We start from the raw sequence: 23980 nt of genomic DNA, 5'->3' as shown, positions 1-23980 counted from the left end.
GGCCGTCCGACCTATTGAATCGGGGCAAATATTTTGGATAATTTTATTTCGTTGCTCTCTTTGATCTGCCACAGATAAAAAGTATCGCTTTTCTTTGTCGGTCTTCTCCAGACTTCAGCGTCTCCATAAGGTTTGGGTTCCTTTTCATAGCCAAGCCGCTTTAGATAATCGCGCAGTGGAACAAGATCGCTGGCATGATGAAAGACAATTTCGTTGGTAGGCGCATAGCCATCGCCAGTATGATATTCGAAATGATAATTGTTCGAAATTTTTGGCGTATCGGCAATATCTTTGTCTGTAAAATGTTTATAGATCAGCACATCGCTTTTCGTGTATGCCGGATTCTCTGCGATTCTCTTATCAAGCCAGCTTTCCAAAACAAAATCGCCAAGGGCGTAAAGAATTAGCGCTAGTAGAATCCACTTTAAAGATTTTTGCATTAGCATTGCCCCGGATAAACTTGTTTGCTGAATGAAAGCTTAGTGCCGTTGTTAGTGAAAACTTCTACCTTACCGGATGTGAAATCATCCCAGGGTTTTATCCATGTCATAAAATGGGGGAGATGTTTTCGATATGGGCTATGCCGTACACATGGATTTTGCGGATCTGGGTAGAGAATCGGGGTAAATCCTTTGTTTTTGTTAATTCCGACTGGACCATAATAATCCCAACGCCTGAGTGCGGATTCATAGCTGACCGGTTTGACGTGATGACTATACCGACTTGGTATTAATGTCTTGTAAAAGCCGAATAGGTCAGAGACTAAGTCTTCTCCACTAAAGCCACTATCGGTGTACCAGGAAAAATGTCGTAGAGACTGCAACCCTTCGAAATTAGAGGCGGTTATCATCATCATGGCAAGCATTATGCGATTTATTTCGTCGGTAGTCCTGCCTTTTTGGATAACCCATTTAGTATACTTTCCTACCCCGATACAACGATTAAAGCGCCCTATATACATGTTTTGGTCATATACGATGGTGTAATGCGGATTGTTGCTGATTTCGCCAATTTTGAATTGATGGTGGAGCGCTTTTACATCATCGCCTCTGGCATGACCCATATCGATCCAACCCAATACTTCGGTATAAACTAGTCCGTTTTGGAGGGTATCAAATTGGGCGCCGTCTATAATATCTCGTCTGCTGCTCATAAATAGATTCATCCATTGAAAAACATAAATAATATTGTTTTATGTTTATTCAAACAATAGTCGTATTTTTTATTTATTGTTTTAACTTCAACGCGTTACGTATTTTTGTTTTCATCAAAACATCATTGTTTATGATGCTTTTGGTTTTTTTATTGAGTAATGATAATCGTAAGGCACTTCATTCCGGATTATTCGCTCCCCTCCCGAAATATTCGTCATGCCCATGAAAACGGGCATTTCAAACCACCCCGGATGATAAGGCGTGACATTCTCTTTTTGGTGTTATAATTGCACGCCAATTTACGCCGTCTGGGTTTACGGCCTTTTCAGGAATAGTGTTTTTCTATGACTTTTTTTGATCCAACGCTGTTGATTCTACTGGTTCTGGCCGGACTGGGAATTATCAGCCACAACATGACCGTTACGCTGGCCATTCTGCTGTTGCTGGTTGTGCGCGTTACCCCGCTAAATAACTATTTCCCGTGGGTAGAGAAGTATGGTTTGACCATCGGGATTGTGATCCTCACCATTGGTGTGATGGCGCCCATAGCCAGTGGAAAAATTACCGCGGCTGACGTTATTCACTCCTTTATGAGCTGGAAATCCATACTGGCGATAGTCATTGGCGTCGCCGTGTCCTGGCTGGGGGGACGGGGTGTTTCCCTGATGAGCCATCAGCCCTCGGTGGTGGCGGGGCTGCTGGTCGGTACGGTTCTGGGCGTGGCGCTGTTTCGCGGTGTTCCCGTCGGGCCGTTGATCGCCGCGGGATTGCTCTCCTTGCTGATCGGTAAAACCTGATCGTCTTCGCCGCCGATGAACCGCCTCTTTTCTGATTTTATCAACAGCCAGCGTCAACAGCAGCGTAGCGGCGTGCGGCGTCTGCTGGTGATCAGCGGAGAGTCCGGCTGGTGTGAAGATCAAGGGCTGGCTCTTCGTCGTCAACTGGACGGCGATTGGCTGTGGATCGGCCCGCGACAGCCTGAAGATATGACATCTTTACCTGCCGGTAAGGTGCGTACCCTGCTTGGACGAGAGTTTACCCATGCGATATTCGATGCCCGGCAGGGGCTTGATGTGGAAGCATGGGCGATGCTGGCGGGCACGCTGCGAGCGGGAAGCTGGCTGATACTGCTGGTTCCTGAATGGACGTCGTGGCCGAATCGCGCCGATGAAGACAGCCTGCGCTGGAGCGAGCAGCCTCAGCCAATACCCACTCCCCATTTTGTTCGCCATCTTCAGCGGCATTTGCTGGCGGATGATGAAGTGACGATTTGGCGTCAGGGAGAAGCTCTGTCCGTCAGACCGCTTCATCCCCGGCCCAATTGGCAACCTGCCGGTGGCGAACCGACGACGCAACAACAGCTTATTCTACAAGGGTTGCTGGCGGCGCAGCCGGGCGTTTATGTGATCACCGCGCCGCGCGGGCGGGGAAAATCGGCTCTGGCCGGTATGCTGACCCAACGCTGTACGGGCACGTGCTGGGCGACCGCGCCGTCACGCTCCGCCACGGATGTTCTGCGATATTACGCCGGGGAAGACACCCGATTCTGGGCGCCGGACGCGCTGCTGGAACATTGCCGATTGAACCCGCCTCCTGCGGTTGACTGGCTGCTGGTGGATGAAGCGGCGGCGATCCCCTCATCGGTGCTGACGGCGTTGCTGCCGTATTTCCCGCGTATTTTGATGACAACCACCGTGCAGGGGTATGAAGGCACCGGCCGCGGCTTTTTACTGAAGTTTTGCGCCGCGTTGCCGCAGTGGCGGGCGTTCACCCTGAATGAGCCGCTACGCTGGGCAGAAGACGATCCGCTGGAGCGGTTGCTGGACGACGCGTTGCTGTTTGCCGAATCATGCGAAGCCGGGGATGAAAGATCTCTTGCGCCATCACGCGCTGTACCAGCGTTTTGTGAGGAAAACGCGGATGACTGGCTTCCGAGCCTGCGGCGTTTACAGCGATGCTACGCCTTATTATGCAGCGCTCACTATCGTACCTCCCCCCTTGATTTACGCCGCCTGCTGGACGCACCGGGTATGCGCGTATGCAGCGCCAGCGTATCCGGTTCGCTCAGCGGCGTATTGTGGATGGTGGATGAAGGCGGCTTATCCGTTGAGCTGGCGCACGAGGTCTGGGCCGGGCGTCGCCGTCCGCGCGGCAATCTGGTTGCGCAATCGCTGGCGGCGCACGCCGGACAATGGACCGCGCCGATGCTGCGTTCACGGCGCATCAGCCGCATTGCGGTAGCGGCGGCCCACCGGCGGCAGGGCATAGGGCGCGCTCTGGTCGAATTTCAGCGGCGGACGGCGCAAACGCAGGGAATGGATTATCTGTCGGTTAGTTTTGGCTATCAGCCGGATTTGTGGGCGTTTTGGCGTTCATGCGGTTTTCAACTGGTACGGGTTGGCAGCCGGCTTGAAGCCAGCAGCGGCTGCTATAGCGCGATGGCCTTATTGCCCTTGAGTGGCGCAGGCCAATCGTTGACGGCGCGGAGCGTCCGACAGTTGGACAGGGATTGGTTCTGGCTGCGCCGTCTTATTCCGCTGGATTTGCCGTTGCCGCTGGATGATTCGACGGATCTGGATCGGGAGGATTGGCGCACGCTGGCTGGCTTCGCTTTCGCCTGCCGACCGATGGAATCCAGTTTCGCCGCATTGTCCCGATTGACGCTTGGCTCTTCTCTGGCGCTGCCGGCACTGCGTATGCTGGTTGACGCCCCTGCTGATAGCGAGCGGGGCGTGAAAATATTCGGCCTGCCGGGGAAAAAAGCGCTGCTGCAACGCTGGCGCGAAGAAACTGCCGAGGCGCTGCATCAGCAAGATGCGAAAAACAGCGCCGACTGGCGTGCCTGGGTTGCTGGGGCGCAATCGGATCGTGCCGATCCGTTGTAACCCCCTTGAGCCGCAAAAAAATGGAACATCTTGTTCAGGAATTCCCGATTTCACCTGAAACGGCGCGGCGTATAGTGAACCTCAACCGCTATTGATGAACTGACCGTTGGAGATACCGCGTCGGTTGTTTTCAGGAGAAATAGAATGAGCCAGGAATATGTTGTCGTACAAAATCCAGATGTTCCCCAGCAGTTATTTTTACTGTTTCATGGGGTAGGCGATACTCCCGCGGGTATGGCCCAGATAGGGCGTTATTTTGCCGCCGCTTTTCCACAGGCGCTGGTCGTGAGCATCGGCGGGCCGTTCAGCAGCGGATACGGCGAGGGCCGTCAGTGGTTCTCCGTACAGGGCGTGACGGAAGAGAACCGTTTATCCCGTATTGAGGCGATTGTTCCACGCTTTGTCGCCGTCGTGCGCGATTGGCAGCAGAAAAGCGGCGTGGGTTTTCAGCAAACGACGCTGGTGGGGTTTTCTCAAGGCTCCATCATGTCGCTGGAGGCGCTGAAAACAGAATCGCAATTGGCCGGGCAGGTTATTGCGTTTAGCGGCCGTTTCGCCGTATTACCGGAAAAACCGTTCGGCGATGTTGTGGTGCATTTGATTCATGGCGACGCAGACGGCGTTATCGCCGTCAGTCATGCCCAGGCTGCCGCACAGCGTTTTCAGGCGTTAGGAACAGCGTTCTCATTGGATGTGGCGCCCGACGTAGGTCATGGGATTGATGAGCGGATGCTTAATCATGCGCTGGCGCATCTGCGGCATGACGAGAATTTGGCATCACGGCGATAAACATCGTTTTTTCAGCGCCGGCCAGCCATTTTTTCACGGCTTTTTCTGCGGCCAGTCGTCCTCTTCGTCATCCCACTTATCATTGTTATCGCGGTGCGGAGGTAGTTTGGGCTTGTTCGTCAGAAAGCTTTTGTGATCGACATTGCGCAGCTCCTTGATGCCGTTTATTAGCATTCCGAGCAGGATAATCAGGATTATCCACCAGTAGTCAGCCAGCCATGCCATGATTAAGCTCCGTCAACGTTGTTTATGAAACGGGTAAACAGCAGCGGTAAGTGTTCGCATAGCCAGTCATAACCTGCGATATCCTCTCCTTGCCAGGCCGACAGGATAATACCGGACGTTAGCTGTTTTTCAGCGTGCTGCGCCAATGGGTAATAGCTGATATGCCAGGGCTCTGCGGCGACTCCGCCGAGATCGTGCTCATAAGGACGATAAAAGCCGAATTCATGCATATGCCGACTTAGCCAGTCGTTAAGCGGCGCGAAGTAGCCCCCGGATTCATACTCCCAGGGCTCCAGCATTAGCCGCTGTCCTTCAGGCAGAAGGTCGGGATCATAAATGTCCAGATCGCTGCCCCAATGATGGCGGCTGGCGCCCGGCATCGCGGACCAGCGTAGAATCGCTTTACAGCGATCGCCCTCATTGAGCGTCGACACATCCAGCGGCCGGCCGTCTCTGTCCATCACCGGGCGTTCTCCCTTGAATTTGCCATTCCAGATCAAACGCTGGCGATCAAAGTCACGAAATGTACTGGCGGGCTGCAGATTAAATTCGTCTTTTTTCGCCGCGCGCTGCAATGCCTCAAACGCGATGACCGCTTCAAGCTGAAGACGATGATGGCCGCTGAGCGTGACCAGGTGGCTATCATCCTTTCCGGTTAGCATGGCATGGGTAATCATGCGATCAATTGCTCCATAATACGCTGATACATCCGGCTCAGCAGTTGTAAGTCCGCGGCGTTAACGCATTCATCCACTTTATGAATGGTTGCGTTGACGGGGCCAAGTTCGACAACCTGGGCTCCCATGCGGGCGATGAAACGTCCGTCGGATGTGCCGCCGTTGGTGAGTAACTGCGGCGTGATTTCATTGTAATGCCGCACCGCATTCACTACGGCATCGACTAGTTCGCCCTGAGCGGTCAGAAAGGGTTGGCCGGAGAGATTCCAGTCAATGCTGTAGTTGAGCTGATGGCGGTCGAGCAGTTCCGCCACCCGTTGTTTAATCGCTTCATCCGTCAATTCGGTGCTGAAACGGAAATTAAACTGTACGAACAGTTCTCCGGGAATGACGTTATTGCTGCCTGTACCCGCCTGAATATTGGCGATTTGCATGCTGGTCGGCGGGAAAAACTCATTACCCCGATCCCATTCAGTGGCAACCAGCTCGTTAAGGGCGGGCATGGCCCGGTGTACCGGGTTATCCGCAAGATGCGGGTAGGCGACATGCCCCTGGACGCCATGAACCCGGAGATTGGCGGTGATGGAACCGCGGCGGCCGTTTTTCGCGACGTCTCCCACCACATTCGTGCTTGATGGTTCGCCCACCAGGCAATAATCGAGCCGTTCATTACGCGCCATCAGCGCGTCAACGACCTTGACCGTACCATTTACGCAGCTTGCCTCTTCATCCGAGGTAATCAAAAAAGCCAGTCTGCCCTGATGGTCGGGATGCGCCGCGACGAAACGCTCTGCGGCAACCACCATCGCCGCCAGCGACCCCTTCATATCGGCCGCGCCCCGGCCATATAACATGCCGTCGCGAATCGTGGGTTCAAAAGGCGGGTGCTGCCAGAGGCTTTCATCACCGCTTGGCACCACATCGGTATGTCCGGCAAACGCCAGTGTTGTACCGGCGCCGCGCCATGCCCAGAAATTTTTGGTATCGCCAAAGTCCATCGGTTCAATGGTGAAGCCGATGGCTTTCAGACGCTCAGTCATTAATTGCTGACAGCCTTCATCATTTGGGCTGAGGGAAGGGCGCTTAATTAACTGTTGGGCTAGTTCGATAACCGGACAAGACACGTTATTTGTTCTCCGCAATAAATTCCTGATAGCTGTCTGCGCTGAAGCCGAGCAGCGCTTTTCCATCGTTTGTAACCAACAGCGGCCGCTTGATCACCGCCGGCTGTTCAAGCATTAACGCAATGGCCGCCGTTTCGCTGTCGGCGGTATTGCCGTTAATTATGCCGCGTCGCTCTTCGCTTAGTTTACGCCAGGTCGTGCCGCGTGTGTTGATTAATGGCTGCCAGCCCAGCAGAGCGATAAAGCGCCGCAGGAGCGGCTCGTCCAGACCGTCGGCGCGATAGTCATGAAAATGGTAATCAACCTGTTGTTCTTCCAACCAGCGACGGGCTTTTTTTTATGGTATCGCAATTCTTGATACCGTACATGGTGAGCGTCATAGTGGTTAATATCCTTCCAGATCCAGCGGTTACATGATGATTGTCGAATGGCTGCGTGTGGAAATATGAGCCTGACATCGTAATCGACCAGCATGCCGAAAAAAAAGAGTGAGATCCACCGCGGGCTGAGATGTAAAAATGTGGCGCAGTACACTTTTTATACTTTCAGAACTATTTCACCTGATTAAAAAGTGTGCGTATAATATGCGCAGTTAATTACCAAGAGGTTAGCATGATCGAAGTAGAAGTAAGTAATTGGAAAGATTTTATTGAAGCAATGTTACGCAAATAATAATTACAGCCACACCTGTCATTGTTTACCAGGAATAAGATCGAATAAACAAAGCAGCATTAATTTCCAATGCTGCTTTATTTTTATCCTAAATGGGGAAACCTGAGTAAATAAAAGAGGCTATTATTTATTCTTGGGTGAAAGTAGTTGCTTTTTAACGTAATTTATTGTTATTCAAGATAATGCATATTTGGCTGCAGCGATGGCATGTAAGGCGGTGGTGTCAAAAAGAGGAACATCGGCATCGTCTGCGCTTAACAGCAGCGGTATTTCGGTACAGCCGAGAATAATGCCTTCGGCGCCTTGCCGCATAAGCTGTTGGATGATTTCCCGGTACGCCTGACGAGATCCCGCATCAATTTTCCCTTGGCACAGCTCTTCATAAATAACGCGGTTCACCGTCTCCCTTGCCGCCGGATCCGGGATGATGACTTCTATGTCATAGCGATCGTGAATGCGCCGCCGGTAAAAATCCTGTTCCATGGTATAGCGGGTTCCTAATAGGCCAACTTTTTTCATTCCCTGTTGCGATACGCTTTCGCCGGTGGCGTCGGCGATGTGTAAAAGAGGAAGCCCGCTGGCGTTTTCGACGGCGTCCGCTACTTTATGCATGGTATTGGTACAGATAACCACGGCCTCCGCTCCCGCTTTTCCTAGCCCGATGGCGATGTCGGATAACGCCTGTGCGGCCTGCTGCCAATCCCCATGTGACTGCAATTGTTCTATGTCGTGGAAGTCGACGCTATGCAATATGATTTTGGCTGAGTGCAGTCCGCCGAGTTGGTTTTTGACGTATTCATTTATCGTGCGGTAGTAGGGGATGGTCGATTCCCAGCTCATTCCTCCAATAAGGCCTAGCGTTTTCATCGTGTTTCCCTTATGTGTTTGATACCATAAAAAGTGATGAGTAATGACGATCGTACCAGACTAACATATTAATCTTGTTAAAATTTGCCCTTGAATCCGGCCAAGCGTTTTTTTTAGCGATTTTTATCACTTTTTATCCATCTTAAACTGGACAAATGAGCCATCTATTGCTGTACTGTACTCGACACAGATTTTGTGTCTTTCATTCATGTTAAAGGTAAGTTTGATGTCTAAGATTAAAGGTAGCGTTAAGTGGTTTAATGAGTCCAAAGGATTCGGTTTCATTACTCCAGAAGATGGTAGCAAAGACGTATTCGTACATTTCTCTGCCATCCAGAGCAATGGCTTCAAAACTCTGGCTGAAGGTCAGCGCGTAGAGTTTGAAATCACTAGCGGTGCGAAAGGTCCATCTGCTGCTAACGTTATCGCTATTTAATTATACCGATTTCTTGAAAACCCGCCTTTTGGCGGGTTTTTTTATTGCTGACGATCCCGTGTTGGAAACGGCGTTAGAACGCCGCTGCCGTTTTCCCTGCTTTTCGGGACTTAGTGGGTTATGAACCAGGTGACCAACGTGAAAGCCATGGCCGTCAGCAACAGCGATCCCACTAGATTCAATAGCACATTCAAACCGGCCGCCGCCAGATTTCCGCTTTGCAGGAACATGATTGTCTCTAGTGAAAATGTCGAGAATGTGGTTAATCCGCCACACAACCCAGTCGTAATAAGTATTTTCCAATGCTGATCGATTTGAGGGTGGCGCAGAAAGTAGGCCAATGCCGCACCGATAATAAATGCCCCGATCAGATTGGCGAGCAGCGTTCCCAACGGGAGCGAATAGTTGTTACCGTTGAACTTCAGTCCTAGCATCCAGCGCGCAACGCTTCCGATCCCACCACCAACAAATACGACAAGCAACATACTAATAAACATAGACACCTTTTTATTTAGCATTGAGTATCAAGGGTATCTCGAAGGAGAGCAGGCACGACGCTACGCCTTCTCTTCGAGAAGTGCATAGACATCATCAGCCGAATGGCGGTTATGGAGGAATGTCATCTCCGTTTTACACAGAAAAGCCTACGCTTTCTTGCCGTAATTTTATAGATCTTCATCAGTAAAAGTTGTAAATCGATTTGAAACGGGTTGAGGTAAGCACGGTGGAATCCCGCTTGGCGTCTTACTTTGTTACAGAAGGGGATTGTTTTGTTGGCGGTAAGGTTTTACATAGAAAGAATGTTATCCGTTCGCTGGCTTATCCAGCATCCGTAATCAGGTAGGTAAGTATGGAAGGTATCAGTATCGCCAAGCTATTGGTCATCGGCGCATTGATTGTTTTGCTTTTCGGAACCAATAAGTTACGCAGCCTGGGCGGCGATCTCGGCGCGGCAATCAAAGGCTTCAAAAAAGCGATGAATGACGATCAGCCCGCTAATAACGTCACGTCAGACGAGTCTGCCGCTATCAGCGACACCCAGAATAAGAAGTCATAGTTTGATAGTACGGACAAACGGACGGTATTTACCGTCCGTTTGCTTGTTCCGCGCCTGAAATGTAACTAAATATAAGCGCATATCCTGAGATTTATCGGGGGCAAACCGCTCATCCGCGGCTTACTTTTTTCATTTATTTCACTTCAATGCCTTTCGCCTGCAAATCGGCATGATAGGACGAGCGCACAAACGGGCCGCAGGCCGCATGGGTAAAGCCCATCGCCATCGCCTCTGCTTTCATCTCATCAAACTCTTCAGGGCTGACATAACGCTGTACCGGCAGGTGATGGCGGCTTGGTTGCAGGTATTGTCCCAGCGTTAGCATAGTAACGCCGTGGCGGCGCAAATCGCGCATAACCTCCACGATCTCGGCATTGGATTCACCCAGGCCTACCATCAGCCCGGATTTCGTCGGAATATCCGGGTGCGCGTTTTTGAAGTTTTCCAGCAGTTTCAACGACCATTCATAGTTGGCGCCGGGGCGAACCTGGCGATAAAGACGCGGGATGTTTTCGAGGTTATGGTTGAAAACGTCCGGCGGCGTTACCGTCAGAATATCTAATGCCCGATCCATACGGCCGCGGAAGTCGGGAACCAGCGTTTCGATACGGATTTGCGGGTTTTTACGGCGAATGGCGCTGATACAGTCGGCAAAATGCTGGGCGCCGCCGTCACGCAGGTCATCACGGTCGACAGAAGTGATAACCACATAGCGCAACCCCATGTCATGGATCGTCTGCGCCAGTTTTTCCGGCTCGTTGGCGTCTGGCGCAAGCGGGCGGCCATGGGCGACATCACAGAACGGGCAGCGGCGGGTGCAGATCGCGCCCAGGATCATAAAGGTGGCGGTGCCATGGTTGAAACATTCCGCCAGATTGGGGCAGGAGGCCTCTTCGCAAACCGAGTGCAGTCCATTTTTTCGCATCGCGGCTTTGATGCCCTGGATACGGCTGGAGTCAGCTGGAAGTTTGATTCTCATCCATTCAGGCTTGCGTAGCATTTCCTGCCGTTCAGTGACCACGGTCCGCACCGGAATTAGCGCCATTTTATCGGCATCGCGGTATTTTACGCCGCGTTCGATCTGAATAGGTTTACTCATGTTTGCGTAAGTTCCAGTCCTTAATCGCTTTCTTGAATTTATTAATAAAATTCAAAGGATTATATGTTTTATTAAAAAAATTTTTAAAAACTCTTAAAATTATATCATCATTGCCTGGCGATATTCAGCTATTGCTTAGCCAAAATGAAGAAATTATGTAAATAAAATGTGATTATCGGTCAACCTGTCTTGGCGCCGGCGCGCCATGTTCGGCGAAATCCCAGTCTACCAATTCATATTGCTGATAGCCCAATAGCTGCCGGAATGACTGAAGCAGAATGGGCGCGGTATCTTCCAGCGTAACGCCAGGGACATAGTCGCTTACCTGCGCCATCTGCATTCCGGCATAGCCGCAGGGATTGATGCGCTGGAAGGGCGATAGATCCATTGCGATATTCAGCGCCAATCCATGAAAGGAGCAGCCTTTGCGAATGCGTAGTCCCAGGGAACAGATTTTACGTTCTCCGACATAAACACCCGGCGCGTCAGCCCGCGCATGGGCCTCAATATGAAAATGAGCCAGCGTATTCACCACCGTGTTTTCAATGGCCGAAACTAATAACCGAACGCCCAATTTACGCCGCTTTAAATCAACCAGCACGTACATAACCTGCTGACCGGGGCCGTGATAGGTAACCTGGCCGCCGCGGTCGCTCTGTATAACGGGTATATCGCCGGGCATCAAAACATGCTCGGCCTTGCCGGCCTGGCCTTGAGTAAATACCGGGGGATGTTGAACCAGCCAGATTTCATCCAGCGTCTTATCGTCGCGCAGATCGGTGAATTCATGCATCGCCAGCGAAACGGGTTCGTAAGGTTGTACGCCCAATTGACGTACGATGATCTTATCCTGTAGCAAACGTGTCACCTTCAGGTTAAGGAAGGATAGCAGCGATTATAACGGCGGGAGGCGCCGGCGAACAGTGTTAAGCACGTTTCCCCGCCTTGCTATCCTGCGAAGGTCGCCGATCTGCCCGATGCCGTCGGGATTGGGTTACAGAACCATCCGTACGATTTCAATATTACCCAGCTCTTCATACAAGGTTTCCACCTGCTCGACATGCGTCGCGTTAATGGTAATAGAGACGGAATGGTAATTCCCCTTGCTGCTGGGCTTGACCTGCGGCGTGTAGTCGCCGGGCGCATGGCGCTGGACGACCTCGACAACCTGATCGACCAATTCTGGTTTTGCTAATCCCATCACCTTATAAGTAAAAGGGCAGGGGAATTCGAGCAGTTCATTTAATTTGGTTTTCATCTGCGCTCCAGTGTGAAATGGGAAGTGTATAAATTATAACTCCCGCCGAAAGGACGGGAGTTAAAGACTTAATCTGAATATGGGGACAAATCGTCTTTTTACAATAGGGTTCAGCCGAACCAGTGGTGGAACATCAGTTTGACGTAGTCGATCATGCGGCTGAAAATACCGCCCTCTTTGACTTCATTCATCACCACCAATGGGCGCTGGTCGATGGTTTTGCCGTCCAACTGGAAGTTGATGGAACCAACGACCTGATTCTTGCCCAGCGGCGCGTGCAGCTCGGTATTGGTCAGCACATAACTGGCTTTCAGATCTTTCATCCGGCCGCGAGGAATAGTCAGATAAACGTCCTTTTCCACGCCCAGGGCAACGCGATCGTTGTCGCCAAACCAGACGGGTTCCGAAGCGAACTCTTTATCTGCTTTCAGCGGGGCCACGGTTTCAAAGAAACGGAATCCCCAGGTCAGCAGTTTTTTGCTCTCGGTTTCACGGCCTTTGAAGGTACGTCCCCCCATGACCGCTGAAATGAGCCGCATCTGACCTTCGGTTGCGGAGGCTACCAGGTTATAACCGGCCGCGGAGGTGTGTCCGGTTTTAATGCCGTCCACATTCAGGCTGGTATCCCACAGCAGCCCGTTACGGTTGGTTTGCCGAATATTATTAAAGGTGAATTCTTTTTCTTTATAGGTCGCGTATTCGTCCGGCACGTCGCGGATCAGCGCCTGGCCGATCAACGCCATATCCCGTGCGGAACTGAACTGACCGGCGGCATCCAGGCCGTGGACGGTTTCAAAGTTGGTATTTTGCAGGCCGAGAGCCTTCACGTAGCCATTCATCAGATTGACGAAGGCGTCCTGACTGCCGGCGACATAGTCGGCCATGGCGACGCAGGCGTCATTGCCGGATTGCAGGATAATGCCGCGGTTGAGCTGGGCGACGGAAACGCGATCGCCCGGTTTCAGGAACATCAGCGAAGAGCCCTGGAATACGGGATTACCGGTGGCCCAGGCGTCTTTATTGATGGTAACAATGTCGTTTGGGGTAATTTTCCCTGACTTTATCGCCTGACCGATGACATAGCTGGTCATCATTTTGGTCAGGCTGGCCGGATCGCGACGCGCATCGGCGTTCATTTCGGCCAATACCTTCCCGGAGTTGTAATCAATCAGGATGTATGATTCTGCATCAATCTGCGGAACGCCGGGGATCATCGTGGTGATATTGATGTCGTCGGCATAAGCAAAGGAGGATGCGCTAATGGCGAGCAGAGCGCCGAGCGCAGTACGTTTAATAAAACGAGACGTGTTTACAGTATTCATGATTGGAACAACAACATCCGTGGGTATAAGTTAAAAAACGAGCCACACTATAGCAGATGAGAAATAGGCGGGCACCAGACATTACGTTACGCGATTTTGCTAAAAGGACGCTGTGTTCAATATCACATCATCCCTTAAGCGATACTGCTCCCAGACAAGGCGTCATCCCTTATTACAGCGAACCGGGCGCGGCAGTAATAAAGGACTGCTGCTGAGCTTCGACTGACAAACGTTGTTGAAGTTCAACCGCTTGTTGACGATTTTGGAACGGCCCCAGTTGGATGCGATATAACCCGTCGCTGGAGGCGACATTGCCTGTCACATGAAACCGTTCGCTGAGGTTGTGCAACCAGTCCTGCGCCCTCTGCTGGTTGCTCAGCGCGCCGACCTGAACCACATAGCGCCCGCCCGGCGTCGGCGTAGCGGTTGCCGCCGCGGGAGCCGGAGACACGGCGCTAGCTGATGCCGCGCTGGGCGACGGCGACGTTTCAAGCACGCCGGAAGGAAGTGCGGAAGGCGCGCCCAGGAAACCGCCGCTGCGGGGCGGCGTACTGCTTTGCGGCATGGCGTCATCAGTTGCGGTGTTCAATGCGCTGTTGCTGATGGGGCGGGCGGCGTCAGACGGCGTATTGGCGTTTTCCATGACGGGCGTGCCAAGTCCGCTTGCGCCGAGGTTAGGGCGATCGGGCAGGGAGAAACTTTGTTTCGCCACGCTGGTGCCAATGGTGCCGGGGCCGGAAAGCGTACCGTCCGGGGCTACGTTGATGAAATCGACCTTAACCTTGGTATTGTTGGAAATGTTTAACCGATCGCCGGCCGCTTTAGACAGGTCGATGATTCTGCCCGGCGTATAAGGGCCGCGGTCGTTCACTCTGACTACCAGCTGGCGGCCGTTGCTGAGATTGGTGACGCGAACATAGCTGGGCAGCGGCAGCGTCGGGTGAGCCGCGGTTAAAGCGTTTGGATCAAACACTTCGCCAATCGATGTGCGATTACCGCTAGCCTCTTCGCCATACCAGGTCGCCAGGCCGGTTTCGCTGAAGTTTTGCGGGTTTTTTACAATATTATAAGTCCGGCCTTTAAGGGTATAGTCCTGCAACGTTCCCTGGTTATAGGGTTCGTAGCGCGGCTCGACGCCGCCGATTTCCTCAACCGGGCCATTGTAAACATTACTGGCGGGGGGAGCCGTCGGCTGTTCCGTTACGGTACAGGCCGAAAGCGCCAGACTCAAGACACCAATCCAAAGCCAATCCTTACGCATTGCTCACCTCGGGTTATAAGTTTTTGGATAACATTTTGCGGTGAGTATGTATCGACATAATGATACCAAATCCCGCCATTAGGACGATCAGCGCCGAACCGCCGTAGCTGACCAGCGGTAAAGGCACGCCAACAACCGGTAGGATACCACTGACCATCCCGATATTAACGAAAACATAGACGAATAGGATCAACATCAGTCCGCCGACCATCACGCGGCCGAATGATGTCTGCGCGTTGGCGGCGATCACCAGCCCGCGCATAATTAAAAACAGGTACATCGCCAGCAGAATCAGTACGCCGATTAGCCCTAATTCTTCAGCCAGCACCGCGAAGATGAAGTCGGTATGACGTTCGGGCAGAAACTCTAACTGTGATTGCGTGCCGTGCAGCCATCCTTTGCCGGAGAGCCCGCCAGAACCGATTGCGATCTTCGACTGAATAATGTGATAACCGGCGCCCAGCGGATCGCTTTCCGGATCAAGCAACATCATCACCCGCGCTTGCTGATAGTCATGCATCAGGAAGAACCACAGAATGGGAATAAAAGCGGCGAGCAGTAGCACCGCAATGCCGATCAAGCGCCAGCTCATCCCGGAGAGAAACAAGACGAATAGCCCGGATGCGGCGATCAGTATTGAGGTGCCTAGATCCGGCTGGGCCGCGACCAGCAAGGTCGGCGCGAAGATAATCACCAGCGCGATGCCGGTATTTTTAAGCGAGGGCGGGCACATATCGCGGTTGATAAAACGGGCAACCATTAACGGCACCGCGATTTTGGCGATCTCCGAAGGCTGGAAGCGCACAATTCCCAGATCCAGCCAGCGCTGAGCGCCTTTACTGATCTGACCGAAAATATCGACCATCATCAGCAGAATAAAGCAGATAACATACAGGTAAGGCGCCCACCCTTCATAAACTCGGGGGGGATCTGCGCCATGATCACCATGACGATCAATCCCAGCACGATCTGAACAACTTTCCGTTCCATCATGCCGGCATCCTGTCCGCTGGCGCTCCACATGACGAATAGGCTATAGCCCAGCAATGCCAGGATGCAGAGAAGGAAAGGAAAGTCGATATGGATTTTCGTCCAGATCGAGCCTTTTTGTTGGCTATCGGTCATGGGTGTCGGTTACTCGCTTTCGCTGCCCGGCGGCGCCGGCGGCGCTGTCGGTAAGTCTGTATTGTTATCGCCCAGCAGAATATGATCAAGGATCTGCCGGGTGATGGTGCCGACGGTTGGACCGGCACCGCCGTTTTCCAGAATGATCGACATCGCAACTTCAGGTTTATTATAGGGGGCGAATGCCATCATCAGCTTATGATCGCGCAGATGTTCGGCGATCTTATGCGCGTTGTAGGTTTCATTTTCTTTCAGACCGAATACCTGCGCGGTGCCGGATTTCGCCGCAATCTTATAAGGCGCGTCCTCAAAGCTCTTGTGAGCCGTGCCGTTAGGGCGGTTAGCCACGCCGTACATCCCGTCTTTGGCAACTTCCCAGAAACCGGAATGGATATCGCCAATTTGCCGGTGCTCCGGTTGGCTGTAGGGCACAACCTCCCCGTTTTCTCTGGTGCTGTAGAGCAGATGCGGCGTTTTTACCTGTCCGTCGTTAATCAGGGTCATCAGCGCTTTATTCATCTGTATCGGGGTCGACGTCCAATAGCCCTGTCCGATGCCGACCGGGATGGTGTCGCCCTGATACCAGGGCTTCTTAAAACGCCTGAGTTTCCACTCACGCGTCGGCATGTTGCCGGCGCTTTCTTCCGAGATATCGATACCGGTTTTTTCGCCGTAGCCAAATTTATTCATCCACTCGGCTAGACGGTCGATTCCCATATCATAGGCAACCTGATAGAAAAAGGTATCCGCGGACTCCTCCAATGCCTTGGTCAGATTCAGCCGGCCGTGTCCCCATTTTTTCCAGTCACGAAAGCGCTTTTCCGAGCCCGGCAACTGCCACCATCCGGGATCGAACAGGCTGGTGTTGGTGGTAATGACGCCGGAGCTTAAAGCCGACACCGCAATGTAGGGCTTTACCGTGGAAGCCGGAGGATAAACCCCCTGCGTTGCCCGATTGATCAACGGTCGGTCAGGATTGTTGCGCAACTGGTTATAGTCTTTGCTGGATATGCCGTCGACAAACAGATTGGGGTCATAGCTGGGTGTCGATACCAGCGCCAGAATTCCGCCGTCGCGGGGATCGGTGACGACAACCGCCGCGCGGCTGCCTTCCAGCAGTTTTTCTATGTACATTTGCAGGCTTAGGTCGAGAGTCAGGTAGACGTCTTTCCCCGCCTGCGGCGGTTGTTCATGGAGCTGGCGGATCACGCGTCCGCGGTTGTTGACTTCAACTTCTTCATAACCGGGTTTGCCGTGCAGCAAATCTTCGTAATGGCGTTCAATGCCCAGTTTGCCGATATCGCGGGTGGCGGCGTAATCGGCGAGTTTCTCTTCTTTATTCAGCCGCTCAACGTCTTTATCGTTGATTTTCGACACATAGCCGATGACGTGGGTCAGCGCGGAGCCGTAGGGATAATAGCGGCGCTGATAGCCTTTTATTTCAACGCCGGGAAAACGGTATTGGTTAACGGCGAAAGTGGCTACCTGAACTTCGTCCAGGTTGGTTTTAACGGGAATGGAGGTAAAACGGCGCGAGCGCTTACGTTCTTTTTCAAAATTATCCAGATCGTCATTGGTCAGATTGACGATCGGTTTTAATGCGTTCAGCGTGTCCTGTAGGTTATCTACTTTTTCCGGCACCAGCTCCAACTGATAAATTGTTCGGTTCAGCGCCAGCGGAATACCGTTGCGGTCGTAGATAATACCGCGGCTGGGGGCGATGGGCACCAGCTTGATGCGGTTTTCGTTGGAGCGGGTGCGATAGTCGTCGACGCGTAAAATTTGCAGATGATAGAGATTAGCGACCAGGACGCCGGAAAGCAGCAAAACACCCAGAAACGCCACTAAAGCGCGACGCACGAATAGGGCGGACTCAGCCGTATAATCACGAAAGGGTTTGCGTTCTATTTTCATCCAGCGAATTATTTCACGTGTGTCATCATATCGCCTTACTCCCGATGGTAAGGATGATTAGTCGTAATGCTCCAGGCCCGGTACAGACTTTCCGCCACCAATACGCGCACCAGAGGGTGAGGCAACGTTAAGGGAGAGAGCGACCAACTCTGCTCCGCCGCGGCCTTGCATTCAGGCGATAATCCCTCAGGGCCGCCGATTAACAGGCTGACGTCCCGGCCGTCCTGTTTCCAGCGTTCCAACTGCTGCGCCAACTGCGGGGTTTCCCACGGCGAACCGGGAATATCCAACGTAACAATACGGTTGCCTTTACCCACCGCCGCCAGCATCTGTTCGCCTTCTCGTTCAAGAATGCGTTTGATATCAGCGTTTTTACCCCGCTTGCCAGCCGGAATTTCCGTCAGTTCGAATGGCATATCTTTTGGAAAGCGGCGCAGGTAATCGGCGAAACCCGTCTGTACCCAGTCAGGCATTTTGGTGCCGACGGCGACCAGTTGCAGTCTCATGTCTCAGCCCCAAAGTTTTTCCAGTTCGTATAGTTGGCGGCTTTCTTCCTGCATGACGTGAACCATCACATCGCCCAGATCGACGACGACCCAGTCGGCGACGTTCTCGCCTTCCACGCCAAACGGGATCAGCCCGGCGGCACGTGACGCTTGTACCACATGGTCGGCAATAGACGCAACATGGCGGGTGGATGTGCCGGTACAGATGATCATGTAGTCGGTGATGCTGGATTTATCCTGCACATTCAGTGCAACGATATCCTGACCTTTTAAATCGTCTATCTTGTCAATAACGAAGTCTTGGAGTGCTTGGCCTTGCAAATGTTCCCCCTCGGTAGTTACTCATCGGCGACGGATGAACGCTTATTGCGCTAATAATTAAATAGTTGGAAAGACCGTTTTCGCGGCCTAATCGCCGATATTATCGGTTTTTCCTGTAATTGAAACCAGCGGCGGAGTATATCATGCGCCGCTGGCGAGTGGTATAAGGCCCGATTGATGCTATCGGTATAGATTATGCTCGTCGATATAGCGCAGCACGGCCGGGGGCAATAAATCGTCGCAGCCGAGATTTTGTTGCCGCCGTTGGCGTATTTCCGTTGCTGAAATAGTAACCAGCGGCGTGTGAGCTAAAAAGATCAAACCGTGCGTTTTCCGGTGCAGCTCATGAGGATCTTTTGTGAGATGGGCTTCCAGCCATTGCTGCAACGCCGGCGTATCCATTTCCGAGCGATAGCCGGGGCGGGCGCAAACCAGCAGATGACAGGCGTTGAGAATATCCTGCCAACGCTGCCACTGATGCAGCGTCAGTAACGAATCCTGCCCGATAATAAACGCCAGCGGTTTGGCGTTGCCCAGCTCCGCGCGCAGCGTTTCCAGCGTATCAATCGAATACGACGGTTGCTGGCGCCGTAATTCCCGATCGTCCACGCTAAACAGCGGGTTGCCTTCAACCGCCAGTTCGACCATTCGCCGCCGTTGCTGCGGGCTGGCTTCGGGTTGCGGGCGATGGGGCGGCACATTGTTCGGCAGTAAAACCACCTGATTTAATCCAACGATTTTTGCCAGCGCGATGACCGGTTTAAGGTGCCCGTAATGGATAGGGTCAAAGGTTCCCCCGAAAAACGCCGTCAGGGAGTTATGCCCGGTTTGTTTTGTTAAATCATCGTGTTGGGTCGAACTAGTTAACATCTAACAGGCTCTCTGGTAGGTCTTTACCGCACAATATCATGGAAAGGGTTTCCAGTTCAGGCCAGACCGACTGACCATAGTTCTGTTTCAGCGTGATCTCCAGTTTAGACAACAGGCCGATCGCCTGTTGCAACTGCGCCATATTCAAACGCTGTAGCGCCTGCGTTAATAGATCCCTGCGATTTTGCCAGACTTTATGCTGATCAAAGAGCGAACGTAGCGGCGTTTTCGCCATCTGCCGCTTCAGGGTTAGCAGCAGAAGCAATTCACGCTGTAGCGTCCGCAGCAGAATTACGGGTTCGCAGTCTTCCTGTCTGAGCTGATGCAGAATATGCCAGGCGCGTTTGCCTTTGCCGGTCAGCAGTGCGTCAAGCCAGTGATACGGCGTGAAATGCGCGGAATCGCTGACCGCTTGCTCAACGCGGGGCAGGGTGAGTTTGCCGTCGGGATAAAGCAGAGACAGGCGCTCCAGCGCCTGCGCCAGCGCCAGAAGATTTCCTTCATAGCAGTAACAGATAAGCTGCCCGGCCGCCTCGTCCAGATCCAGCTTCATGGATTTGGCGCGTTGAGATACCCAACGCGGCAGCTGCGTTTGCTCCGGGGTCAGGCAGTTTACATAAACGCCATTCTTCGACAGCGCCTTGAACCAGGCGCTGTTTTCCTGCGCTTTGCTCAGCTTGTTGCCGCGCAACATCAGTAAAATATCCTGATGTAATAAGCCGGATAGCTTAACCAGGTTTTCAGCCATCGCCGCGTTCGGGCCGTTTTCAGGCAGTATCAGCAGTAGCGTCTGACGGCTGGCGAACAGGCTGAGAGACTGACAGGTGCTGAAGATGGCGTCCCAATCGGTGTGGGCATCCAGCGCGAAACTAAAATGTTCGCTGAACTCCTGTTGCTGGGCGGCCCGGCGAATACTGTCCAGGCTTTCCTGTAGCAAAAGGGGATCGTTGCCGCAGATCAGATAACAGGCGCGCAGCCCCTCATGGAGTTGCGCGCCGAGCTGTTCCGGGTAAAGGCGGATCATGGACGATTAGACGACAGAGTAGCGGCAGTCTCCGGGCTTTGCTGCCGGTTTTTTACTTCTTCGCTGCCTTTAACGGTCAGCAACTTGCGCACCAGCTGTATAGCCGCCTGTTCACGCATTTCTTTTCGGATAATATCCTGCTCGGCATCTTTCGCCAGGGCGGCCAACGGGTTGTCGAAGAACGTGCGGAATATCGTGACGCTGAGCGGATAAATATTCTCGCCCGGCATCAGCACCTGCGCTCTAACCGTCAGCACCATTTGGTATTCGGCCGTTTTCCCATCCTGGAAAATAGAAACGGTATCTTTTGTCTCCGTCGCATTCAAAAGGCGCAAAGAGGGAATATCCTGCCGAGCGGCATCCGCAACGATTTTTACGTCGTTGAGGCGCAGTTGTTCACGGACGGCGCGGGTTAGCGGGCCATACGGATCGCTGCTATCCAGCACCAGCATTTGTAGCTGCGCAGGCACCTGTGTCGTGCCTCGCAGATGAAAACCGCAGCCAGCGGTGATTAACACCGACAGCCCCAGCAACAACGTGAATAGACGATGTCGCACAGATCCTCCTTGCCTTAACCCACAACCAGGTTAAGCAGTTTGCCAGGGACATAAATCACTTTACGTACAGTGACGCCGTCCAGATACTTCGCCACCAGAGGTTCCTGGGCGGCGCGCTCACGCACTTGATCCTGGCTGGCGTCGGCGGCGACGGTGATTTTACCGCGAACTTTGCCGTTAACCTGAATGACCACCAGCTTGGTATCTTCAACCATGGCGTTTTCATCCGCAACCGGCCATGGCGCCGTGTCAATATCCCCTTCGCCCTGCAATGCCTGCCACATAGCGAAGCAAATGTGCGGCGTGAACGGATAAAGCATACGAACAACCGCCAGCAGGGTTTCCTGAGTCAGCGCGCGATCCTGATCGCTTTCCTGCGGCGCTTTAGCCAGTTTGTTCATCAGCTCCATAATGGCGGCGATGGCGGTGTTAAAGGTCTGCCGGCGGCCGATATCGTCGGTTACCTTGGCGATGGTCTTATGCAGATCGCGGCGCAGCGACTTCTGCTCTTCGCTTAACGCAGCTACGTCCAGCGCTTGAACCGGGCCTTTCTCCGTATGATCGAACACCTGCTTCCAAACGCGTTTCAGGAAACGGTTAGCGCCTTCAACGCCGGACTCCTGCCATTCCAGCGTCATTTCTGCCGGCGAAGCGAACATCATGAACAGGCGAACGGTATCGGCGCCATATTTTTCCACCATGACCTGCGGGTCGATGCCGTTGTTTTTGGACTTCGACATTTTGCTCATGCCCGCATAGATGACTTCGCGGCCATCTTTAACGACGGCTTTGACGATACGGCCCTTGTCATCGCGCTCAACGGTCACGTCTACCGGGGAAACCCAGACGCGTTCGCCGTTATTGCCGACATAATAGAATGCATCCGCCAGCACCATACCCTGACACAGCAGGCGTTTGGCGGGCTCATCGGATGTCACTAAACCGGCGTCGCGCATCAGCTTGTGGAAGAAGCGGAAATACATCAGGTGCATGATGGCGTGTTCAATGCCGCCGACGTATTGATCGACCGGCAGCCAGTAGTTGGCCGCGGCCGGATCCAGCATTCCCTTGTCGTACTGTGGGCAGGTGTAGCGCGCGTAATACCAGGAAGACTCCATAAAGGTGTCGAAGGTATCCGTTTCACGCAACGCCGGCCGACCGTTTACGGTGGTTTTTGCCCATTCGGGATTGGCTTTCAGCGGGCTGGTGATGCCGTCCATCACCACATCTTCCGGCAGAATCACCGGCAATTGATCTTCCGGCGTCGGGATGACGGTGCCGTCTTCCAGCGTCACCATCGGGATTGGCGCTCCCCAGTAACGCTGGCGGGAAACCCCCCAATCGCGCAGGCGGTAGTTGACTTTACGCTCGCCGATACCCAGCGCAACCAGTTTGTCGGCGATGGCGTTAAAGGCGGATTCAAAATCCAGGCCGTCAAATTCTCCGGAGTTGAACAGTCGGCCTTTTTCCGTCATCGCCTGGGTAGATAAGTCGGGCTCGCTGCCGTCGCTGTTCAGGATAACCGGCTTGATGGTCAATCCATATTTGGTGGCGAATTCCCAGTCGCGCTGATCGTGCCCCGGTACCGCCATCACCGCGCCTGTACCGTAATCCATCAGCACAAAGTTGGCGACCCAGATAGCGACTTTTTCACCGTTAAGCGGGTGGATGGCGTACAGGCCGGTGGCCATGCCTTTCTTCTCCATGGTCGCCATGTCGGCTTCGGCGACTTTGGTGTTGCGGCATTCATCAATAAAGTCAGCCAGCGCCGGGTTATTGGCGGCGGCCTGAATCGACAAAGGATGGCCCGCGGCGACGGCGACGTAGGTCACGCCCATAAAGGTATCCGGGCGGGTGGTATAAACGCTCAGCTTTTCCTGGCTGCCATCGACGCCAAAGGTGATTTCAACGCCTTCAGAACGGCCAATCCAGTTGCGCTGCATGGTTTTAACCTGTTCCGGCCAGCTTTCCAGCTTGTCCAGGTCGTTGAGCAACTGATCGGCATAATCGGTGATTTTGATAAACCACTGCGGGATTTCTTTACGCTCGACTTTGGTATCGCAGCGCCAGCAGCAGCCGTCAATCACCTGTTCGTTAGCCAGCACGGTCTGGTCGTTCGGGCACCAGTTGACCGCGGAGGTTTTCTTGTAGACCAAACCTTTTTCATACAGCTTGGTGAAGAACCACTGCTCCCAGCGATAGTAATCAGGTTTACAGGTGGCGACCTCACGGTCCCAGTCGTAGCCAAAACCCAGCAGCTTGAGCTGGTTTTTCATGTATTCGATATTGGCGTACGTCCAGGGCGCCGGAGCGGTGTTGTTTTTAACGGCGGCCCCTTCAGCCGGCAGGCCGAATGCGTCCCAACCGATAGGTTGCAGGACATTTTTTCCCAGCATGCGTTGATAGCGGGAGATCACGTCGCCGATAGTGTAGTTACGAACGTGTCCCATATGTAGACGGCCAGAAGGGTAAGGCAGCATGGAAAGGCAGTAATACTTTTCCTTGCCAGGCTCTTCGGTCACTTTGAATGTCTGTTTCTCTTGCCAGTGAAGTTGAACGTGCGCTTCTATCTCTTCTGGGCGGTATTGCTCTTGCATGGCTGCCAGGGGTCCTATTAGTAAAGAATAGCTACACCAGTAGCGTGTTCTGATTCATAACAAATGATCCGCATAGCATAGCTGATAAGCGGCTGAGGCAACAATACTCTGTACCCGACTGGGGGATATTTCTGATCTGTAATATGAAAACGGGTAAAGATCGTGCAAATCCGGCTTTCGTCCCCATTGCAGAGATGAAATAGTCTAAAATAGAAGAGGATAGATTGAATATTTATTGCT

25 protein-coding genes, 2 pseudogenes and 1 riboswitch are annotated in these 23980 nt (G+C 52.9%); of the genes and pseudogenes, 6 read left to right on the top strand and 21 right to left on the bottom strand.

Annotation, left to right across the window (positions count from 1 at the left end):
- Positions 1-11 precede the first annotated feature (11 nt).
- Both HC231_RS16910 and HC231_RS16905 read right to left on the bottom strand, forming a co-directional pair.
- The gene (locus tag HC231_RS16910) at positions 12-440 is read right to left on the bottom strand and encodes a hypothetical protein (RefSeq protein ID WP_208227903.1); all 429 of its coding nucleotides are present in this window, start codon (positions 438-440) and stop codon (positions 12-14) included.
- Positions 440-1153 carry a hypothetical protein gene (locus HC231_RS16905; RefSeq protein WP_208227902.1) on the bottom strand — a complete coding sequence of 238 codons (714 nt, stop codon included), beginning with the start codon at positions 1151-1153 and terminating at the stop codon, positions 440-442. Before HC231_RS16905 ends, HC231_RS16910 begins: the two co-directional genes overlap by 1 nt.
- 345 nt (positions 1154-1498) lie before the next feature.
- Between HC231_RS16905 and HC231_RS16900 the strand changes: the two genes are divergently transcribed.
- The 3 genes from HC231_RS16900 to ypfH all read left to right on the top strand — a co-directional run bounded on the left by HC231_RS16900 (position 1499) and on the right by ypfH (position 4828).
- Positions 1499-1951 (top strand): DUF441 domain-containing protein, encoded by a 453-nt coding sequence (locus HC231_RS16900; protein ID WP_208227901.1) that lies wholly within the window; start codon positions 1499-1501, stop codon positions 1949-1951.
- A gap of 15 nt (positions 1952-1966) precedes the next feature.
- The gene (locus HC231_RS16895) at positions 1967-4039 is read left to right on the top strand and encodes a tRNA(Met) cytidine acetyltransferase TmcA (protein ID WP_208227900.1); all 2073 of its coding nucleotides are present in this window, start codon (positions 1967-1969) and stop codon (positions 4037-4039) included.
- A 144-nt stretch (positions 4040-4183) separates the two neighbouring features.
- On the top strand, positions 4184-4828 hold the full coding sequence (gene ypfH / locus HC231_RS16890) for an esterase (protein WP_208227899.1): 645 nt from the start codon (positions 4184-4186) through the stop codon (positions 4826-4828).
- 33 nt (positions 4829-4861) lie between these two features.
- Here ypfH and HC231_RS16885 read toward each other — a convergent pair whose 3' ends face one another.
- The 4 genes and pseudogenes from HC231_RS16885 to HC231_RS16870 all read right to left on the bottom strand — a co-directional run bounded on the left by HC231_RS16885 (position 4862) and on the right by HC231_RS16870 (position 7234).
- Positions 4862-5053, bottom strand: a complete 192-nt coding sequence (locus HC231_RS16885) for a YpfN family protein (protein ID WP_208227898.1) — start codon at positions 5051-5053, stop codon at positions 4862-4864.
- Positions 5054-5055: 2 nt separating this feature from the next.
- Positions 5056-5730 (bottom strand): M15 family metallopeptidase, encoded by a 675-nt coding sequence (locus HC231_RS16880; RefSeq protein ID WP_208227897.1) that lies wholly within the window; start codon positions 5728-5730, stop codon positions 5056-5058.
- Positions 5727-6854: a succinyl-diaminopimelate desuccinylase gene (gene dapE, locus HC231_RS16875; RefSeq protein ID WP_208227896.1), complete on the bottom strand. Its 1128-nt coding sequence runs from the start codon at positions 6852-6854 to the stop codon at positions 5727-5729. Before dapE ends, HC231_RS16880 begins: the two co-directional genes overlap by 4 nt.
- Before the next feature lies 1 nt (position 6855).
- Positions 6856-7234: pseudogene (locus HC231_RS16870) on the bottom strand (ArsC family reductase).
- A 232-nt stretch (positions 7235-7466) separates the two neighbouring features.
- Here HC231_RS16870 and ypfM point away from each other — a divergent pair.
- Entirely contained in the window at positions 7467-7526 is a 60-nt protein-coding gene (gene ypfM / locus HC231_RS24400) for a protein YpfM (protein WP_109053067.1), read from the top strand.
- A 174-nt stretch (positions 7527-7700) separates the two neighbouring features.
- Here the strand turns inward: ypfM and HC231_RS16860 are convergent, their stop codons facing one another.
- Positions 7701-8393: an aspartate/glutamate racemase family protein gene (locus HC231_RS16860; RefSeq protein WP_208227894.1), complete on the bottom strand. Its 693-nt coding sequence runs from the start codon at positions 8391-8393 to the stop codon at positions 7701-7703.
- Positions 8394-8619: 226 nt separating this feature from the next.
- On the opposite strand from HC231_RS16860, the gene cspE reads away from it, so the two are divergent.
- Positions 8620-8829, top strand: a complete 210-nt coding sequence (gene cspE, locus HC231_RS16855) for a transcription antiterminator/RNA stability regulator CspE (protein ID WP_009113827.1) — start codon at positions 8620-8622, stop codon at positions 8827-8829.
- Positions 8830-8939: 110 nt separating this feature from the next.
- On the opposite strand, the gene crcB is transcribed toward cspE, so the two are convergent.
- The gene (crcB, locus tag HC231_RS16850) at positions 8940-9326 is read right to left on the bottom strand and encodes a fluoride efflux transporter CrcB (RefSeq protein WP_208227893.1); all 387 of its coding nucleotides are present in this window, start codon (positions 9324-9326) and stop codon (positions 8940-8942) included.
- 78 nt (positions 9327-9404) lie between these two features.
- Positions 9405-9465: riboswitch (Fluoride riboswitch) on the bottom strand.
- A gap of 214 nt (positions 9466-9679) precedes the next feature.
- On the opposite strand from crcB, the gene tatA reads away from it, so the two are divergent.
- Complete coding sequence (gene tatA, locus HC231_RS16845) at positions 9680-9886, top strand: Sec-independent protein translocase subunit TatA (RefSeq protein ID WP_208227892.1); 207 nt, start codon at positions 9680-9682, stop codon at positions 9884-9886.
- A 133-nt stretch (positions 9887-10019) separates the two neighbouring features.
- Here the strand turns inward: tatA and lipA are convergent, their stop codons facing one another.
- From lipA to leuS, 13 genes and pseudogenes are all read right to left on the bottom strand, one after another.
- Positions 10020-10985: a lipoyl synthase gene (gene lipA / locus HC231_RS16840; protein WP_208227891.1), complete on the bottom strand. Its 966-nt coding sequence runs from the start codon at positions 10983-10985 to the stop codon at positions 10020-10022.
- A 172-nt stretch (positions 10986-11157) separates the two neighbouring features.
- The gene (gene lipB, locus HC231_RS16835; protein ID WP_208227890.1) at positions 11158-11853 is read right to left on the bottom strand and encodes a lipoyl(octanoyl) transferase LipB; all 696 of its coding nucleotides are present in this window, start codon (positions 11851-11853) and stop codon (positions 11158-11160) included.
- A gap of 126 nt (positions 11854-11979) precedes the next feature.
- Complete coding sequence (gene ybeD, locus HC231_RS16830; protein ID WP_208227889.1) at positions 11980-12243, bottom strand: DUF493 family protein YbeD; 264 nt, start codon at positions 12241-12243, stop codon at positions 11980-11982.
- A 110-nt stretch (positions 12244-12353) separates the two neighbouring features.
- Positions 12354-13565, bottom strand: a complete 1212-nt coding sequence (dacA, locus tag HC231_RS16825; protein WP_208227888.1) for a D-alanyl-D-alanine carboxypeptidase DacA — start codon at positions 13563-13565, stop codon at positions 12354-12356.
- A 172-nt stretch (positions 13566-13737) separates the two neighbouring features.
- Complete coding sequence (rlpA, locus tag HC231_RS16820) at positions 13738-14826, bottom strand: endolytic peptidoglycan transglycosylase RlpA (protein WP_208227887.1); 1089 nt, start codon at positions 14824-14826, stop codon at positions 13738-13740.
- A 13-nt stretch (positions 14827-14839) separates the two neighbouring features.
- Positions 14840-15951: pseudogene (mrdB, locus tag HC231_RS16815) on the bottom strand (peptidoglycan glycosyltransferase MrdB).
- Positions 15952-15960: 9 nt separating this feature from the next.
- The gene (gene mrdA / locus HC231_RS16810; protein WP_208227886.1) at positions 15961-17865 is read right to left on the bottom strand and encodes a peptidoglycan DD-transpeptidase MrdA; all 1905 of its coding nucleotides are present in this window, start codon (positions 17863-17865) and stop codon (positions 15961-15963) included.
- 35 nt (positions 17866-17900) lie between these two features.
- Positions 17901-18371 (bottom strand): 23S rRNA (pseudouridine(1915)-N(3))-methyltransferase RlmH, encoded by a 471-nt coding sequence (rlmH, locus tag HC231_RS16805; protein ID WP_208227885.1) that lies wholly within the window; start codon positions 18369-18371, stop codon positions 17901-17903.
- Positions 18372-18374: 3 nt separating this feature from the next.
- Positions 18375-18692, bottom strand: coding sequence for a ribosome silencing factor (rsfS, locus tag HC231_RS16800; RefSeq protein WP_208227884.1), 318 nt, complete (start codon positions 18690-18692; stop codon positions 18375-18377).
- Positions 18693-18872: 180 nt separating this feature from the next.
- Entirely contained in the window at positions 18873-19562 is a 690-nt protein-coding gene (nadD, locus tag HC231_RS16795) for a nicotinate-nucleotide adenylyltransferase (RefSeq protein ID WP_208227883.1), read from the bottom strand.
- Positions 19552-20586, bottom strand: coding sequence for a DNA polymerase III subunit delta (holA, locus tag HC231_RS16790; protein WP_208227882.1), 1035 nt, complete (start codon positions 20584-20586; stop codon positions 19552-19554). Before holA ends, nadD begins: the two co-directional genes overlap by 11 nt.
- On the bottom strand, positions 20583-21143 hold the full coding sequence (gene lptE / locus HC231_RS16785) for an LPS assembly lipoprotein LptE (protein ID WP_208227881.1): 561 nt from the start codon (positions 21141-21143) through the stop codon (positions 20583-20585). Before lptE ends, holA begins: the two co-directional genes overlap by 4 nt.
- A gap of 14 nt (positions 21144-21157) precedes the next feature.
- On the bottom strand, positions 21158-23740 hold the full coding sequence (gene leuS, locus HC231_RS16780; RefSeq protein WP_208227880.1) for a leucine--tRNA ligase: 2583 nt from the start codon (positions 23738-23740) through the stop codon (positions 21158-21160).
- Positions 23741-23980: the final 240 nt, after the last annotated feature.

It is taken from the genome of Brenneria izadpanahii (assembly GCF_017569925.1).
GTDB classification, from domain to species: domain Bacteria; phylum Pseudomonadota; class Gammaproteobacteria; order Enterobacterales; family Enterobacteriaceae; genus Brenneria; species Brenneria izadpanahii.
This window is presented reverse-complemented; position numbering and strand designations above follow the sequence as displayed.